We start from the raw sequence: 16,356 nt of genomic DNA on the forward strand, positions 1-16,356 counted from the left end.
TGCTACTGTTTTTTTTCACTTCCTGTACATTTACCCTGTCTGTCCATAGTGATTTTATAGTGCACCGCCAAGGCGGTGCTTTTTTTATTCACTATTTTTCACTTATTTCTTTTCTTTATTCCTCTTCATTTCAACGTTTTAATCCAAAACCTAGCGTGATCATCTTGTTATTATGCTAAAAAAACTTAAAGCAATTTATGCAAAATAAAAAAACAAAAATATGTAATCTAAAATTACTCTTGGTAATATCCAATTGCGTGATCTTTCATCTTCTATATCGTGTTACCATTTATTCAATCAGGCACCATAAGCAATAAATGCGGCTTTTCCGTTATAAAAAAATATAATTAACCCAGAACTTTCACACTAGACTTTTACTACAGATCAATAAAAATTATCTGACGACTAACTCAACCTAATTATGAACACATTTTCTGCTGATTTATTTCGACAACAATTTCCAGCTATTAAAGAAAAGACTATCTATCTTGATAGCGCAGCCACCGCTTTAAAACCTTTAGCAATGATAGAAGCTTCAGATATGTTTTATCGCCATAGCCCAGCGACTGTTCATCGCAGCCAATATCAACAAGCCAAAGAAACAACCCAACGGTTTGAATCTACACGCCAATTAGTTGCTGAATTAATCAATACGTCTGATAGCGACACCATAATTTGGACAAAAGGAACAACCGAATCTCTAAATTTGATTGCTCAAGGGTATTTTCGCCCTCGTTTACAACCTGGTGATGAAATTATTGTCAGCGAGCAAGAGCACCACGCAAATCTTATTCCTTGGTTAATATTAGCTCAGCAGACTGGGGCTCATATTATTCGCTGGCAAATTGAAGATGATTTTTTGCCTTCAATTGAAACATTGTCAAATTTGCTTAATGAACGCACCCGTGTTGTTGCTATCAGCCAAATGTCGAACGTTACTGGCGCACAAATTGCATTAGATAAAGTTTCGCGTTGTGTACACCAATACAACTGCTTATTAGTGGTTGATGGCGCACAAGGTATCGCACACCACGCTACAGATGTCGCTGCGTTAGATATTGATTTTTATACTTTCTCAGCACATAAACTTTATGGACCAAATGGTTTAGGTATTTGCTATGGAAAACGCAAATACTTAGAAGCGATGTCACCTTGGCATGGTGGCGGTAAAATGCTGACTAACGCGACATTCGAGGGTTTTACACCTGCACCTATTCCGCATCGTTTTGAAGCAGGAACACCCAATGTTGCGGGTGTACTCGCCTTTTCAGCAACCTTAGCATGGCTAAAAACGCAAAATATGCATCAAGCTAATCAGTATGCTCTTGAGCTTGCTATTCACGCTGAAAAACGTTTGAGTGAATTTAATGGATTTGTTAGCTATCGAGCATCTAATTCACCGGTTATTTCTTTTAATTTCGCAGGTGTTCACCATAGTGATTTAGCAACATTAATTGCTGAAAAAGGTATTGCGTTACGAACAGGCCAACATTGTGCACAACCCCTTATCGATGCCTTAAATATAACGGGCTGTTTACGCATCTCTTTTATGCCTTATAATCAGCCAGCAGATATCGATGCATTTATTGATGCTGTTGATTTCGCACTAACACTATTAAAAGATGAATAATAATAAAATGAGCGACAACACACAAAATCCAACAACAATTCACCCTTTTGGTGATGAAATTACCTTAGATTCATTATTAATTAATTTTCAAAAATCAAAAGCATGGGAAGATAAATATCGCCTACTGATTCAACTCTCACGCAAATTACCCGCGCTACCAGATGAATTAAAAACAACAGAAAAAGAGATCAAAGGTTGTGAGAATCGTGTTTGGCTGGGTGTTGAATTAAAAGCAAATGGTAAATATCACGTTTATGGCGATAGTGATGGACGCATTGTAAAAGGCTTATTGACGATTATTTTAACCGCAGTTGAAAATAAAACGGCGCAAGAAATAGCTGATATCGATATGTTGGCGATTTTTGATCAATTAGGATTGGCTAATCAAATTAGCCAATCTCGCACTGACGGAGTGAATGCGATTATCGCACGATTGAAATCACTCACCTCTCAATCTTGACCTTAATTTTATACTCTAAATAATTCAAGGTGTAGCTAGGCGACCAGTGAATGAGTCGCTAGGAGCATACATCAGTATGTGACTAGTGCGAATGAACGCTGTCAACAACGCTACAACTTGAAATATGACGAGTACGTTGAGCCTTTGCTAGCATTTTCTTTAATGCGTGAGATACAGCAATAAAACCGAACGATGCCGTTACCATTGTTACTGCGCCAAATCCTGCTGAACAATCCATTCGTTTTACCCCATCCGCCGTACTTTTAGCCGCACATACTGTGCCATCGGCCTGAGGATAAACAAGTTGCTCAGTTGAAAACACACAATCAATTCCTAATTTACCTTTACTGTTTTTAACCACATTAAAATCTGATTTCAGGCGTTCTCGTAGTTTAGCCGCTAATGGGTCTTGAATAGTTTTTGCTAAATCAATCACTTGGATTTGTGTCGGGTCAATTTGTCCACCAGCCCCCCCGTGGTAATTACGGGAATTTTATAACGGCGACAATAAGCTAATAACGCAGCTTTGGGGCGAATACTATCAATAGCATCAATAACATAATCAAACTCTTTACTCATCATTTCAGCCACATTATCAACTGAAACAAAATCATCAACGCTCGTGACTTTACATTCAGGATTGATCTCAAGAATACGCTGTTTCATGACATCACATTTAGGTTGTCCTACGCTCTGTTTTAAAGCGTGGATCTGCCTATTTGTATTCGTTACACATACATCATCCATATCAATCAATGTTATTGCGCCAATACCACTACGCGCTAACGCTTCTGCCGCCCAACTTCCTACACCACCAATACCAACAACACAGATATGAGCTTGGGAAAAGTAAGAGAGCGCTTGCTGTCCATAAAGCCGCCCGATGCCAGAAAAACGTTGTAAATAAGAGTCTGATAATGAATTTTGCATAATGCTATAACAACCTAAATAACAGAAGTAATCATGGCTATTGTTAACAATAGCCATGTCGTTTCAATGATTTTACCGTTAATAGTAGTGAGTTGGATAGTAAATCGTATTTATTGAGCAGGATTGAGTAAACTAAGTTGTGATTTCTTAAGCACCCATACACGGCCGTAATGATTATAAAACCCAGCCATTTGCCCAGCCTCTTTGCCAATACCGTGGTAAATATCAAAGTGATGTCCTTTTATCGCGCCACCAACATCTAATGCCACCATTAAACGCATTTGGTATTCACCCGTAAATTTTCCCGTATTATCCAGCACAGGAATTTCTGCAAGTAATACCGTGCCTGGTGGGATTATGCTTCTATCTGATGCCACAGAGGCTTTTGCAATTAAAGGAATAGCACTTGCACCACGAACTGGCGTAAATGGTTCTGGTTTGAAGAAAACAAAAGAAGGATTTTCTTCTAATAATTTTCTGACTTCAACATCGTTGTGTTTATCTGCCCATTCGCGAATGGCCAGCATCGACATATCTTTTCTATCGACTTCACCGTTATCTATTAATACCTTGCCAATGCTGCGGTAAGGATGCCCATTTTTACCTGCATAACCAAAGAAAGTTAATGGTTTACCATCACCAAAATCGACATAACCACTCCCTTGAACTTCCATCATAAAATTATCCATGATCGAGTTACTATAAGCAGCAATAAGTGATTGGTTTAATGCACCATTATAAATCGCCGCACGAGAAGGCAATTTAGAACGACTATTAGCCGGCATTTTATAAATAGGGTATTTAAAATCACCTTGTTGAGTTAAGCGAGCTTCAAGTACCGGGGTGTAATAACCCGTAAATTGAACGTTTCCGTAATTATCAACACCTTCCATTTGGAAAGCCGATAAATTAAATTGGCGTAGTTGACGGGTATCTGCACCAGAACGCAACCAATTTTCTATTGCTTGAAACGTTTCTTTATTACTGTTGTATAAACGGGATGAGGTTTGATTTATCTGATCCACTTGCTGAAGATAATCAGGCCCATTAATAGGAGTACCTTGTGTATTTGGCGTATTTACTTCAATAAGATCTTGTTTAAGTTTTCCATCTTTATATTGCTGTCCTAAATCTGTTGGACGATGACATCCCGTCAAGGCAAACATAAACATGCCTAGGATTAATGATTTGCGCCAAGTAAACATTTTATATGCCCGCTGATTACTAAAATTTGTATTTTAAGGTTAGAAAGATACCAAAGCCAAATCAATAAAGATATGGATACACAATCACTTGAGAAACTTTTCCTATTACCAAGACAAATTAAGCTAGCCCAATAAGTATAACTGGCTAATTTTACATCTTGATGTATTATTTCTGACCGTTTTTAAAAGAAAACTGTAAAAATTTCATAAAAAACTTGCAACTCAGCAGATCCTGAGTATAGTGCCCCTCTGTGGAGACGCGGGGTGGAGCAGCATGGTAGCTCGTCGGGCTCATAACCCGAAGGTCGTCAGTTCAAATCTGGCCCCCGCAACCAATTCACAAAGCAGTAAAGGCAGTAAAAGTTTTATAGTAATCAGTCGCGGGATGGAGCAGCATGGTAGCTCGTCGGGCTCATAACCCGAAGGTCGTTGGTTCAAATCCAGCTCCCGCAACCAATTTCTATAAACAATAATTCAGTCGCGGGATGGAGCAGTATGGTAGCTCGTCGGGCTCATAACCCGAAGGTCGTTGGTTCAAATCCAGCTCCCGCAACCAATTTTTCTAAAGATTTTCTTCTCTTCAAATATCCAATTTTTAACTACTTCTCAAAAAAACCAAAACTAAAATATTGCGTTATGATCGTCATTGATTAATATCTGCTATTTCCCCACCCTATCTTAGAAATAAAACCAAAAGTGTCGATAAAGCAAACAGTAAAAAGCGCAGAGTACACTTTCTACTGTCGATATTAATCTTGATGATAAATACTAATTAGCGATCCGCTAAAGTTAACTCACCACCATTAGCAAAATACGCTTTAATCCCTTTAAAAATAGATTCAGCCATTTGTTGTTGGAATTTAGCCGTTTTTAGCTTTTTCTCTTCTTCAATATTACTAATAAATGCAGTTTCTACCAAGATAGATGGGATTTCTGGCGCCTTTAATACCGCAAATCCAGCTTGGTCTACTTTGTTTTTATGAAGCTTATTAATGCCACCAAGTAACTTGAGTACTTCACTACCAAATTTCAGGCTGTCATTAATCGTTGCTGTTTGCACAAGATCAAGCATGGCATGGTCTACATAACGGTCACCACTTTTACTCACCCCACCGATTAAGTCAGCCTCATTCTGAGTTTGAGCAAGATAACGCGCAGTATTACTTGTTGCACCATTTTTGGATAATGCAAAAACAGATGAGCCTCTTGCAGAACGATTAGTAAAAGCATCCGCATGAATAGAAACAAAAAGATCTGCCTGCATTTTTCTCGCTTTAGCAACTCGAACGGTTAATGGAATAAACACATCTTCATTACGAGTCATATACGCTTTCATTTTCGCATCTTTATCGATAAGCGTTCTTAAGCGGCGAGCAATCTGCAACACCACATCTTTTTCACGAGTTTTATATTTGCCAATAGCCCCAGGATCTTCACCACCATGCCCCGGATCGATCATGATAATAATAGGCCTATCGCGCCCGGCTCTACCGGGTTTACGCGTATCCGTTTGGGCTGGTACAGCTTGTTGTAAATCACCATCGTTATACTCACGTAACAGTGCTAATAACGGATCATCTTCTATCTCTGAAGCGCCATTACTTGGATAAAAATCTAGCACCAAACGATTTCTAAATTCAGCAACAGGTTTTAAAGTAAACATTTGTGGCTGAACCGGAGTTTTCACTTCAAATACCAGTCGAACTGTTTTTGGCGTATTTTGACCAACACGCATAAGTTTTAAATAAGGGTCACTCGTTTGAACTTGGTTAGCAGCCCCTTTTAAAACGCTATTAAGCTGAACACCTTCTAAGTCCACCACAATTCGCTCAGGATTTGACAGTGTAAACTGACGATATTTTAATGGAGTACTCGATTCTATTGTCACACGAGTATAAGTCGAGGCAGGCCAAACCCTTACTGCAACAACAGATGCAGATGCGGCTAAACCAACAGGACTGACACTTAATAATAGTAACGCGCCAATTCCTTTAATAAGACGACGACGCGTTTGATTATGCTCTGAATGACTCATTGAAAATATTCCACAAAACAATTAACGCCAATAAATACCGAAAGAGAGAGATAAAATAGACTGCGAACGAAAAACTTTACCCAATCCACTCATCACTGTCACTTAAAAACAGCACAAATACACACATTTACACAAATATTCTGCCTTCGGCTAAAACAATAAGATAGGATTTTACTTGCCATTCCTCTCCAAAAAGAATAAAAATACAATAAATGCGAATAAAAATTCACTTGAGAGGGTTTTATGAAAGAGCGCAGCACCGAACTGGTCGATGGATTCCGCCACTCGGTTCCGTATATTAATGCACATAGAGGCAAAACCTTTGTCATTATGTTAGGTGGTGAAGCAATCGCTCACGAAAATTTCCCATCGATCATAAATGATATTGGGTTATTACATAGTTTAGGCATTCGCCTTGTTGTTGTGTATGGTGCAAGGCCACAAATTGATTCCGCACTTGAAGCGCAAAAATATGCACCGCTTTATCATAAATACACTCGAATAACCGACAGCAAAACACTTGAGATCGTAAAACAAGCAGCAGGTACATTACAACTCGATATCACTGCTCGCTTGTCAATGAGCTTAAGCAACACCCCACTACAAGGTGCACATATTAATGTTGTTAGTGGTAATTTTGTTATTGCCCAGCCTTTAGGTGTTGATGATGGTGTTGATTATTGCCATAGCGGCAAAATTCGTCGTATCGATGAAGAAGCTATTCATCGCCAATTAAATAGCAATGCTATCGTATTAATTGGGCCTGTTGCAGTTTCTGTTACAGGGGAAAGTTTTAATTTAACTTCCGAAGAGGTCGCCACTCAGTTAGCTATCAAACTAAAAGCACAAAAACTTATTGGCTTTTGTTCTTTTCAAGGTGTTGTGGATGAAAATGGCTATATTCTTTCTGAGCTTTTACCAAATCAAGCCGAAGATAAAATTCGCGAACTACAAACTGAAGGCGATTATCACTCAGGTACAGTGAGATTTTTACGAGGTGCGGTAAAAGCCTGTCGTCGAGGTGTAGAACGTAGCCACCTGTTAAGTTATCAATCTAATGGTGCATTAATTCAAGAGCTGTTCTCTCGTGACGGTATTGGTACTCAAATTGTCATGGAAAGCGCAGAAAAAGTGCGTAGAGCCAATATTAATGATATTGGGGGTATCCTTGAACTTATTCGTCCTTTAGAACAACAAGGTATTCTGGTTCGTCGTTCAAGAGAACAGCTCGAAATTGAAATTGACCAATTTACGATAATTGAGCGCGATAACCTTACAATAGCCTGTGCTGCACTCTATCCTTATCAATCCGAAAAAATTGGTGAAATGGCTTGTGTAGCTGTTCATCCTGATTATCGTAGCTCTTGTCGTGGTGAAGCTTTACTACAACGTATTTCAGCTCATGCCAAACAGATAGGTTTAGAAAAATTATTTGTTTTAACAACCCGCAGCATTCACTGGTTTCAAGAAAAAGGATTTGAACCAGCTGAAATTGATAAACTACCAATAGAAAAACAAGCGCTATACAACTATCAACGCCGTTCTAAAATATTGATTTTAGATTTACACAAAGAGTAATTTTACTTTTTAGTCATTCAAAACGAAAAAAGACAGGTGTCCCTCTCAATACCTGTCTTTTTCATATTTGTTATCTTGATAAATTTAATAACGCAGTTTATCAACCAACCCGCTACGACGTTGAATTCTTGTTTGAATTGCCATTTTTACCATATATTCAGAAGCATAAAGCGATAATTTCTGTTTTGCTCGCGTCAATGCGGTATAAAGTAATTCGCGGCTGACCACAGGTGAAAACTGATTGGGCAAAACCAATGCGGTATGTGCAAATTCCGAACCTTGTGATTTATGAACAGTCATTACATAGGCTGTTTCATGTTGAGGTAATCGACTTGGTTGAATTGCTTTTAACTTACCATCAGGCAATTGAAAAAATGCTTTCATTTCGCCTTCCTCGTTATTCAACATGATCCCTATATCACCATTAAATAACCCTAACGTACTATCATTTCGTTGGATCATTATCGGACGCCCAATATATTCTCGCTGATAAATGCTTGAAGGACGACGGATCAAACGCTGGCGATGCAATAACATCTCAATGCGTTCATTTAATCCTGTCACGCCAAAAGGCCCTTCTCTTAATGCGCATAATAGACGGAACTGGTTAAAAGCATTAAGAATAACATCTGGTGATGCATCTTTTGATACCAATAACAAATAGTGATGATATGCACTTACCGCATCTTGTAACATTCTTCCATAGTTATCGTCAGAATCTAAAGGGATAAAATCAACGTCTTTTACTTCAAAAGCACAATCAGATTCATTTTTTGCCGATAACACTTTAGCTGCATTAAGTAGCTTTATAGCTGTTTGGGTTTGCCCTTTATTAACAGCAAAGGCCAACTGGCCAATACCTGAATCAGAGCCAAAGCGATAACTTTTACGTAGTAAGCAAAGAGAATCACTCACCACGGCAATAGGCGTTTGGGAAACAGGAATTGGTGGTATTGATTTATTTAATTCGCCTTGCGTTAACATATTGATTTGTTCAAATCGATGCTGACTAAAGCCATCATCCGCAAAACGACAAATATCACCAAGCACAGCTCCAGCCTCTACGGAGGCCAGCTGATCTTTATCGCCTAAAAAAATCACATGACACTGAGAGGGAAGTGCATCAATTAATTTTGCCATCATTGGTAAATCAACCATAGAGGCTTCATCGACGACTAAAATATCTAACTGTAACGGGTTGTCTCGATGATAACGTACTTGCTGACTTTCAGGCTGAGCGCCAAGCAAACGGTGAATAGTTTGAGCTTGCTCTGGCATCCATTTTGTTTCTTCATCGTTTAAAGAAATCTGATCCAACGCTTTACCTAATGATTCGGTCAATCGAGCGGCTGCTTTTCCTGTCGGCGCTGCAAGTTGAATAATGGGCTTTTCTTGAGCCATTAACATAACAAAAGCAGCAAGAATTTTTGCAACCGTTGTTGTTTTTCCTGTTCCTGGCCCTCCTGAAATAACAGAGATAGGACTAGTAATAGCAACCGATGCAGCCACCTTTTGCCAATCAGTTTCTGTAGTCTGATTAGATGTTGGGAATAATTTATTTAAAACATCCATCAGCTTTTGGTTATCAAAATCAACTTTTGGATGCTCTGTTCTAAAAAAGTTAGCAACGCGTTCTTCGTAACTCCACATTCTTTGTAGATAAAGCAATTCGTTATCTAAAATAATCGGAGCTGAACTATTTTTACCATCACTAACACAACCACTGTTTGTTAATTTATCTATCAACTGCTGTGATGAAGATATTCCCATTTGATGCCAGATAGCTTGTGATAACTCAGGCTGTCGTCCATCAAATAATCTATCTTGCTGTAAAATACTTAAAGGTAAACAGACATGTCCTGCACCGGTTTGAGCACTTAAATAAGCAAAAACAAACAACAAAGCAGGATTATTATCTGCTACCAACATTTGAGCAAAACGAACATCTAACGGGCGTAATAGATTTTGAGTGATAGCTTGCTCTAATAATTTAATCATACTTTTTTCTCACTCGTGGTTTCACTATTACTTGTTATATCTTCACCTTTAAATAAGGCATCCAGCGCGAGTACAAAGTCTTCTTTCGGTAAAAATGCATAAACCCCATTTCCGGGATGTTTTACATCAATACCACGTAAAAATAGATAATAAATCCCCCCGAAGTGTTGCTTATAGTCATAATCGGGGATGCGTTGCTGCAAAAAGCGGTGTAACGCCAATGTATAAAGCTGATATTGTAAATCATAGCGATGATCCATCATCGCATTTGCCATAGCTTCTTGAGTGTAATCTTCACTCGATTCACCTAACCAATTCGATTTATAATCAACTACATAATATTTTCCTTCCCATAAAAAAACTAAATCGATAAATCCTTTTAACATCCCTTGCACTTGTTGAAACTGAAGTGCAGAACATTGAGCTGATAACGGATCATAGCGATTAATTAGCGTGGTTAATTTCGCTGATGACATTTCTTTTTCAATAGGAATATAAAACTGCAACTCATCAAGCTGCTGATTTTGTGGAATATCTGCTAGGCATAATCCTTGAGCGTTTAACGGGGTATGAAACAGTGTTTCCATCCATTCCACCAATAACGCCGCCCATTTTTGATCAAAACCTTGAGCAGATAATTGCTCTTGCATCCATATTTCATCAATAGGTTGAGAAAAATCAAGTACTTCAAGTAATTCATGCAAAAATGTACCAGCAACAGCACCTCGAGGAAAATGGTGGATAGACGTTGCTTGAGTCTCACCTACGGCTTTTTCACCTTTAGCGTCTGTATCTAACCCAGGGGCAATAGATTGTACTAATGCTTCAATATCACCATTTTCATATTGAAAACCTCGATTTGAATGTTGATAAGTTAAGCCGGAGTAACTGGTTATACGCCAGTTATCTTGTATTTTACGTTTAAACACTGCTGCTTCTAATTTTACTTCTGGTAGAAGTATTGGTTGGTAGCGATGCAGAGAAACATCTTCCAGTGTTGTCACTTTAATATTGTCATCTAATAATTCATTAATAGATTGATGCAATAGTTCACTATCACCTTCTTTACCATGCTGTAGCAGATACCCTAAAGCATTTTTATGAAGGTCTGTTAATCCTGATTTACGTCTATTTCCTTTCACTAAAGGGGCAACACCGACATAACAACAAAACTCAGAGCGTGTTAATGCTACATAGAGCAATCGTAAATCTTCAGCAAGCCGTTCTTCATCGGCTAAACGTAAACTTTCAGGTTGATTAAAAATATCTAGTTTTGCGTGAAATTTTTCTCTGTCGTGATACAGCGCGCCTTTTTGCTCTTGATAATTACAAGCAAAAGGCAGACAAACAATAGGGTACTCAAGCCCTTTCGATTTATGAATAGTACAAATCCGGACAAGATTACGATCACTTTCCAATCGCATTTGCTGACTTTCAGACTGAGCATCTGGATGAGAAATTTGCTGTGCCAACCAACGGATAAGACCATGTTCACTATCAAGCAATAAGGCCGTTTCTTGTAATAATTCACCAATATGCATGATATCGGTTAAACGTCGCTCGCCATCCACACTTGCTAGTAAGTTTTCAGCAATATGATTATCTATCATAACCTTGCGTAACATCGGTAGCACGCCGCGTTTTTGCCATAATAGAAAATAGTCGGCAAATTGCTCGACATAACGGTTCCAGCGCTGCTCATCAAGGTTAAGCTCATCAATTTGTTTGGCGCTAAACCCAAATAAGGCACTCGCTAAAGAGGCTCTTAATACACGCTCTTTTTCTGGAGTGACGACAGCTTGTAATAACCAAAGCAAGTCTTTTGCTTCATTCGTCTCAAAAACACTTTCACGATTGGATAAGAAAACAGACTGAATAGATAGAAGATTAAGCGCATCACGAATTAATAGTGCCTCTCTACGGCTACGCACTAATACCATAATATCTGAAGAGGTAACGGATATTTTTTTACCATGGCGAACTAAATAAGCTTGATCCTGTGCGCCAGCAGATAACCAATCACGAATTTGCACAGCACATTGTGTCGCCATTACTTGTTCATAATTTCCTGTTGAAATGCTATCACCATCAACCAGCCAAAAATTAAAAGGAGCTACAGGTTTATTGTGATAAACAAACGCCATATTCTGATTTTTTTCAGCGGAACTGACTTCGATAAAAGGAATATGAGTAAATAAGAAAGGAGCATTTGAACGAGAAAATAGCTTATTAACAGCACTTACCATCCCCGGCGCTGAACGCCAGTTAGTGTTAAGAGTATAGTGATGTGAAGTCTGTTGTCTGGCTTGAATATAGGTAAAAATATCTGCGCCACGGAATGCATAAATGGCCTGTTTAGGATCACCAATAAACAATAAACCACTATCTTCATAGTCATGATAAATAGCGTTAAATATTCGATATTGTTGAGGGTCAGTATCTTGGAATTCATCGATCATCGCTACGGGGTAACGTTGACGAATTGCTTGAGCAAGAAGATCACCGCCTTCTCGCCTTAATGCTTTATCTAAACGAGTAAGCAAATCATCAAATCCCATCTCGCCACGGCGTATTTTTTCGTTTTCAATACCTTGGCGAATTTCAGGAATAGCATTTGCCAAAATAACATCACGCAACGTTAAACTCTGTTTGCAAAGCACTTCGATTTCAGTAAAAAGAATATGCTCGGGTGCTGGCCCTTTTGACGCCTTCTCATTCAATGTTTCTTGAGAAAAACGGACTAAACAATCAGGTAAAAGGTAACTTTTGGTTTCAACTATTGATGCCCATATTGTTATCTCCTCAATCCATTTAGGGAGATTACGGCTACTATAGCTGCGTTTATCAACACCAGAAGCTGATATCCATGATTCAACCTCATGATGATGCTCACGCCAGCGCTCTTTGACTTTATTGATGGCATTGATAACAGTTTGATGTCGCTGTTCAACCGATCCCCCTTCAGCATCTGATGCGACACCTTGTATTTCAGGCATTTCACCTTGCAAGTAAGGTTGAATTTCATAAAGTAGTTGCTCTGGCCCCGTCCAAATTTCATTAACTGCACTAGCAACATCATAAGAAAGTGGATAACAATGGCGACGCCAAAAGTCAGCACAAACACGTTTTTTTAGCTCATATTCATCTTGAATCAGTACTTGTTCAAACAGCACTCCTGATTCAAACGCATTATTTGCCAGCATTCGCTGACAAAAACCATGAATTGTGTAAATAGCGGCTTCATCCATTTGCCGCTCAGCTTCTAACAGCCATTGTGCTGCCAATTCTTTATTTTGGATTTGTTCTAACAGTTTGTTATAAGCATCATTACTACTTTCAATATCATTGCGGATACAGGCAAGCCTTAGTTTATGAATATTATTACGAATACGAGCTCGCAATTCATCAGTTGCCGCCTCCGTAAATGTCACCACTAAAATCTCTTCGACACTCAACGGACGCAGAAAGGCACTCTCGCCACCAAGTCCAAGAAGTAGTCGTAAATACAATAATCCAATTGTATAGGTTTTACCTGTTCCAGCAGACGCCTCAATTAGGCGTCGCTGATACAACGGAAGTGTAAATGGATTTAACGGCTGCGCCTGTATCACTTCACTCACTCTTTAATTTCCTCAACAGGTAACGTTTTTTGTAATTCGCTTACTGTCGAATAACGCTTCCACTGTTTATCTTGCGCGTAATCGGCATTATTGCCTTCTTTGCCGATAACTTGTGAAACAAAAACAAATCCCGTTGGTTTTATTACTGCTTTTTCATAAAACTCAATAGCTTGTTTTAAAGTCACTTTATTAAATTCAGCTAGTATTTTTTCACGCTCATTGAATTTGATGTTGTTACGATAAAAATCATTACGATAAAGAGAAACTTCCTCATAGAATGTTTGAGGTGGTTGTTTTATCTCAGTGATTAATGCTTGTTTATATTGGTTAAATTCAGTATCACTCATTTTTTTCAATCGCTCATAAGCTTGCTGATAAAATGCTTGATAACGTTCATTTAAATAAACAGGCGGTTTGGCATTACTTTGTAATAAGAAGCCTAATCCTGACTGTTGTCCCATCGTGGCTTGGTAGGCAAAAACGGCATAGCCTAATTGTTCTTCAGTTCTAAGTTGGTCGTAAAACCAAGGTTTAATAACAGAGGCTAACACAGAAGAGATGGCATGGCCTTCCAAGCGATCATAACCAACAGGGATAAATAATTCACCTAGTGCATTATCGGTACTGTTAGATTTATTTTGGAACTCAACCTCATTTAATTGGTTAAACACCAAAGTTTCACCAATCCAATACTCTGTACCTTTATTTCCGAGCAACTCATGAGCTGATTTAACAATTTCACGGCTCTGTTCTGGTGTTAAATTACCAATCACTAATGCTTGTAAAGTGGCATTTTCAATCACTTCATGTCGATTATCACTAATATCTTTTAATGTAATAGACTCAAGTGCTTTCAGTTTGTCTGCCTCTTCATAATAAGGAATGGTGTTCAAACGACGAGCAGGAAGCATTGCGGCTTCAAATGCTTTTAAGTTATGAGTAACTTCAAGTTGTTCACGATACCAAGATTTAGCTTGATCCAGTTCTTCTTGTGTTGATGTAAATGTCATATAGCTTTTCAACGTGGCATTAACTAACTCAGGTAAATGCTGAGTATAACCATTCATTGAAAAATCAATACCTTGGCCAGGTGACGAAGAAATATTCATTCCTGCAACAGATGCTTGATAAGAAAGTTCACTTAACGATAACCCAGCAAGATAATCCGTTAATGTCTGTATAACCTGCTGTTTTACCGTAATATCGGATCTTTTATTCACCAAACTTAATGTCACACTCGCTTTAGGCTCATCAGAGAAATAGTGTGATGGCATATAAAATAAGCGAGCGCTTTTATCTTCCCACAAGAGCTGTGGCTTCGTTATTTTGCTATCTGCATCGATAAGAGAAAGATTATCTGGAATATAAGGATTCAATGTAGGCATTGATAACTTAATATCATCCGCTAATGTTTGCCATGTATCGAATTGCTTTTGCGTTAATTTATCAACTTGATAAGGCGCATTAACAAAATAGGCTTGCTTATTAGAAGGTTCATTTGGACTAATAACCCAAATACGTGCATTTTCTGGCGTCATTGATTCAAGGCGAGACTTAATGGCTGAAGGCTCATAGTCATCAGCAAGGTAATCCGCATTAAGGATATTTTTAATTGGATAACGCAGCATCATGTCAGAGAGATCTTCAATGTAGTTCATATCTCTAACTATCGAGCCATAACGGAAAGAAAGATTTAAAACATTAGCGATTTCATCAAAGTAACGTTGGCTAATTCCCTCATTTTGCATTAAACGTAAATAAGAAAATATCGCCGCAATAACGGTATCTTTTTGCGCTAATCCTTTATCTGTTAATGAGACGTACAACGTAAATGAACCTTGGTTACGATCAATATAAGGTTCTGAGAACGCACTAATATTTTCAGCTAAACCTTGTTCCTGTAGCCAATCAGCCAAAGTGCCAGGGCTACGATTACCAATTAAATAGCCAATGTATTGATCTGTTTTACTACGAAAATCAGCCACGTTGTTATCAATACCAAACTCAATTTGTAAGGTCTTTTGTGGTTGAGCAGGTACTAAATGGATCATTAGCCCTTTCTCTTTTTCTGTCATCGCAGGTACGGTTGTTACCAGTGTTTTGGCTTGTTTATTGGGAATACGTGAAAAAGTTTCTGACGCTAATTGCGCTAATTCATTTAGGGGTTTTTTGCTATAGATAACACCATTCATTAAATTGCCAGAATAGTGAGTCTGATAGAATTTTTGTAATTCATCTTGCAGCTTACTATCTGGTTTATCACTTAATGTTTCTAAATTTCCGCCCATAAAACGTGAGCTTGGATGCGCTGGATTAAGTGTTTCGGCTCTTACTTGCCAAAAACGCATCCCATCACGAGAACGAGCCATTGTAAGTTCAGCATTTACTGCATTACGTTCACGATCTGCATTTTTAGGATCAAGTAACGGACTCGCTAACGCATCAGCAAGACGATCTACGGCTTCGTTGATCGCGCTATTCTCAACTTCTAAATAAAATGCAGTACGGTAAGTCGTTGTACTGGCGTTATGAGATCCACCATTTTTTTGCAAAAACTCTGACATACTGCCAGATTGAGGATATTTCGCTGATCCCATTAGCACCATGTGCTCAAGATAATGAGCTAAACCTTGTTGGCTATCAGGATCTTCTAATGCCCCAACAGGGAGAGAAACCGCAGTAAGTGATTTCACCGCTTTTTCATCAGAAACAAGTAATACGGTCATTTCATTTGGCAATTTAATCGCTTGATATTGCCTAGGATCACTTTCACTTTTCTCAATGCTATCTGGCAACACTTGCCATAGTGGATCAGCAGCAAAGCTGTTGATACTCACAAGCATCAATAGCAACATGATCCAAAGTTGCGATAAGTATTTTCTCATCTGATATGAGCTCCC

Annotated in this window: 8 protein-coding genes, 3 tRNA genes and 1 pseudogene; 6 read left to right on the top strand and 6 right to left on the bottom strand. The window is 38.5% G+C overall.

Annotated features, from left to right (window positions below):
* The first annotated feature begins 421 nt into the window (after positions 1-421).
* The gene (gene csdA / locus PH4a_RS03735; RefSeq protein ID WP_129037849.1) at positions 422-1,630 is read left to right on the top strand and encodes a cysteine desulfurase CsdA; all 1,209 of its coding nucleotides are present in this window, start codon (positions 422-424) and stop codon (positions 1,628-1,630) included.
* A gap of 7 nt (positions 1,631-1,637) precedes the next feature.
* The gene (csdE, locus tag PH4a_RS03740; RefSeq protein WP_129037851.1) at positions 1,638-2,090 is read left to right on the top strand and encodes a cysteine desulfurase sulfur acceptor subunit CsdE; all 453 of its coding nucleotides are present in this window, start codon (positions 1,638-1,640) and stop codon (positions 2,088-2,090) included.
* Between the two features lie 82 nt (positions 2,091-2,172).
* Here csdE and tcdA read toward each other — a convergent pair.
* Positions 2,173-3,020: pseudogene (gene tcdA, locus PH4a_RS03745) on the bottom strand (tRNA cyclic N6-threonylcarbamoyladenosine(37) synthase TcdA).
* A 110-nt stretch (positions 3,021-3,130) separates the two neighbouring features.
* Entirely contained in the window at positions 3,131-4,225 is a 1,095-nt protein-coding gene (gene mltA, locus PH4a_RS03750) for a murein transglycosylase A (RefSeq protein WP_129037854.1), read from the bottom strand.
* A gap of 258 nt (positions 4,226-4,483) precedes the next feature.
* Here mltA and PH4a_RS03755 point away from each other — a divergent pair.
* The 3 genes from PH4a_RS03755 to PH4a_RS03765 all read left to right on the top strand — a co-directional run bounded on the left by PH4a_RS03755 (position 4,484) and on the right by PH4a_RS03765 (position 4,781).
* A tRNA-Met gene (locus PH4a_RS03755) sits at positions 4,484-4,560 on the top strand.
* Between the two features lie 44 nt (positions 4,561-4,604).
* Positions 4,605-4,681 (top strand) — tRNA-Met (locus tag PH4a_RS03760).
* 23 nt (positions 4,682-4,704) lie between these two features.
* Positions 4,705-4,781, top strand: a tRNA-Met gene (locus PH4a_RS03765).
* Between the two features lie 216 nt (positions 4,782-4,997).
* Here PH4a_RS03765 and amiC read toward each other — a convergent pair.
* Positions 4,998-6,260, bottom strand: a complete 1,263-nt coding sequence (gene amiC / locus PH4a_RS03770; protein ID WP_129037856.1) for an N-acetylmuramoyl-L-alanine amidase AmiC — start codon at positions 6,258-6,260, stop codon at positions 4,998-5,000.
* A 243-nt stretch (positions 6,261-6,503) separates the two neighbouring features.
* Here amiC and argA point away from each other — a divergent pair, with 243 nt between their 5' ends.
* Positions 6,504-7,838, top strand: coding sequence for an amino-acid N-acetyltransferase (gene argA / locus PH4a_RS03775; RefSeq protein WP_064720992.1), 1,335 nt, complete (start codon positions 6,504-6,506; stop codon positions 7,836-7,838).
* A gap of 84 nt (positions 7,839-7,922) precedes the next feature.
* On the opposite strand, the gene recD is transcribed toward argA, so the two are convergent.
* The 3 genes from recD to ptrA are packed head-to-tail and all read right to left on the bottom strand — an operon-like array spanning position 7,923 to position 16,341.
* Positions 7,923-9,836 (bottom strand): exodeoxyribonuclease V subunit alpha, encoded by a 1,914-nt coding sequence (gene recD / locus PH4a_RS03780; protein ID WP_129037858.1) that lies wholly within the window; start codon positions 9,834-9,836, stop codon positions 7,923-7,925.
* Positions 9,833-13,456, bottom strand: coding sequence for an exodeoxyribonuclease V subunit beta (gene recB / locus PH4a_RS03785; protein ID WP_129037860.1), 3,624 nt, complete (start codon positions 13,454-13,456; stop codon positions 9,833-9,835). Before recB ends, recD begins: the two co-directional genes overlap by 4 nt.
* Positions 13,453-16,341 carry a pitrilysin gene (gene ptrA / locus PH4a_RS03790; protein ID WP_129037862.1) on the bottom strand — a complete coding sequence of 963 codons (2,889 nt, stop codon included), beginning with the start codon at positions 16,339-16,341 and terminating at the stop codon, positions 13,453-13,455. The genes recB and ptrA overlap by 4 nt, the downstream gene beginning before the upstream one ends.
* Positions 16,342-16,356 lie beyond the last annotated feature (15 nt).

Origin of the sequence: Proteus hauseri (assembly GCF_004116975.1) — a bacterium.
Lineage (GTDB): Bacteria > Pseudomonadota > Gammaproteobacteria > Enterobacterales > Enterobacteriaceae > Proteus > Proteus hauseri.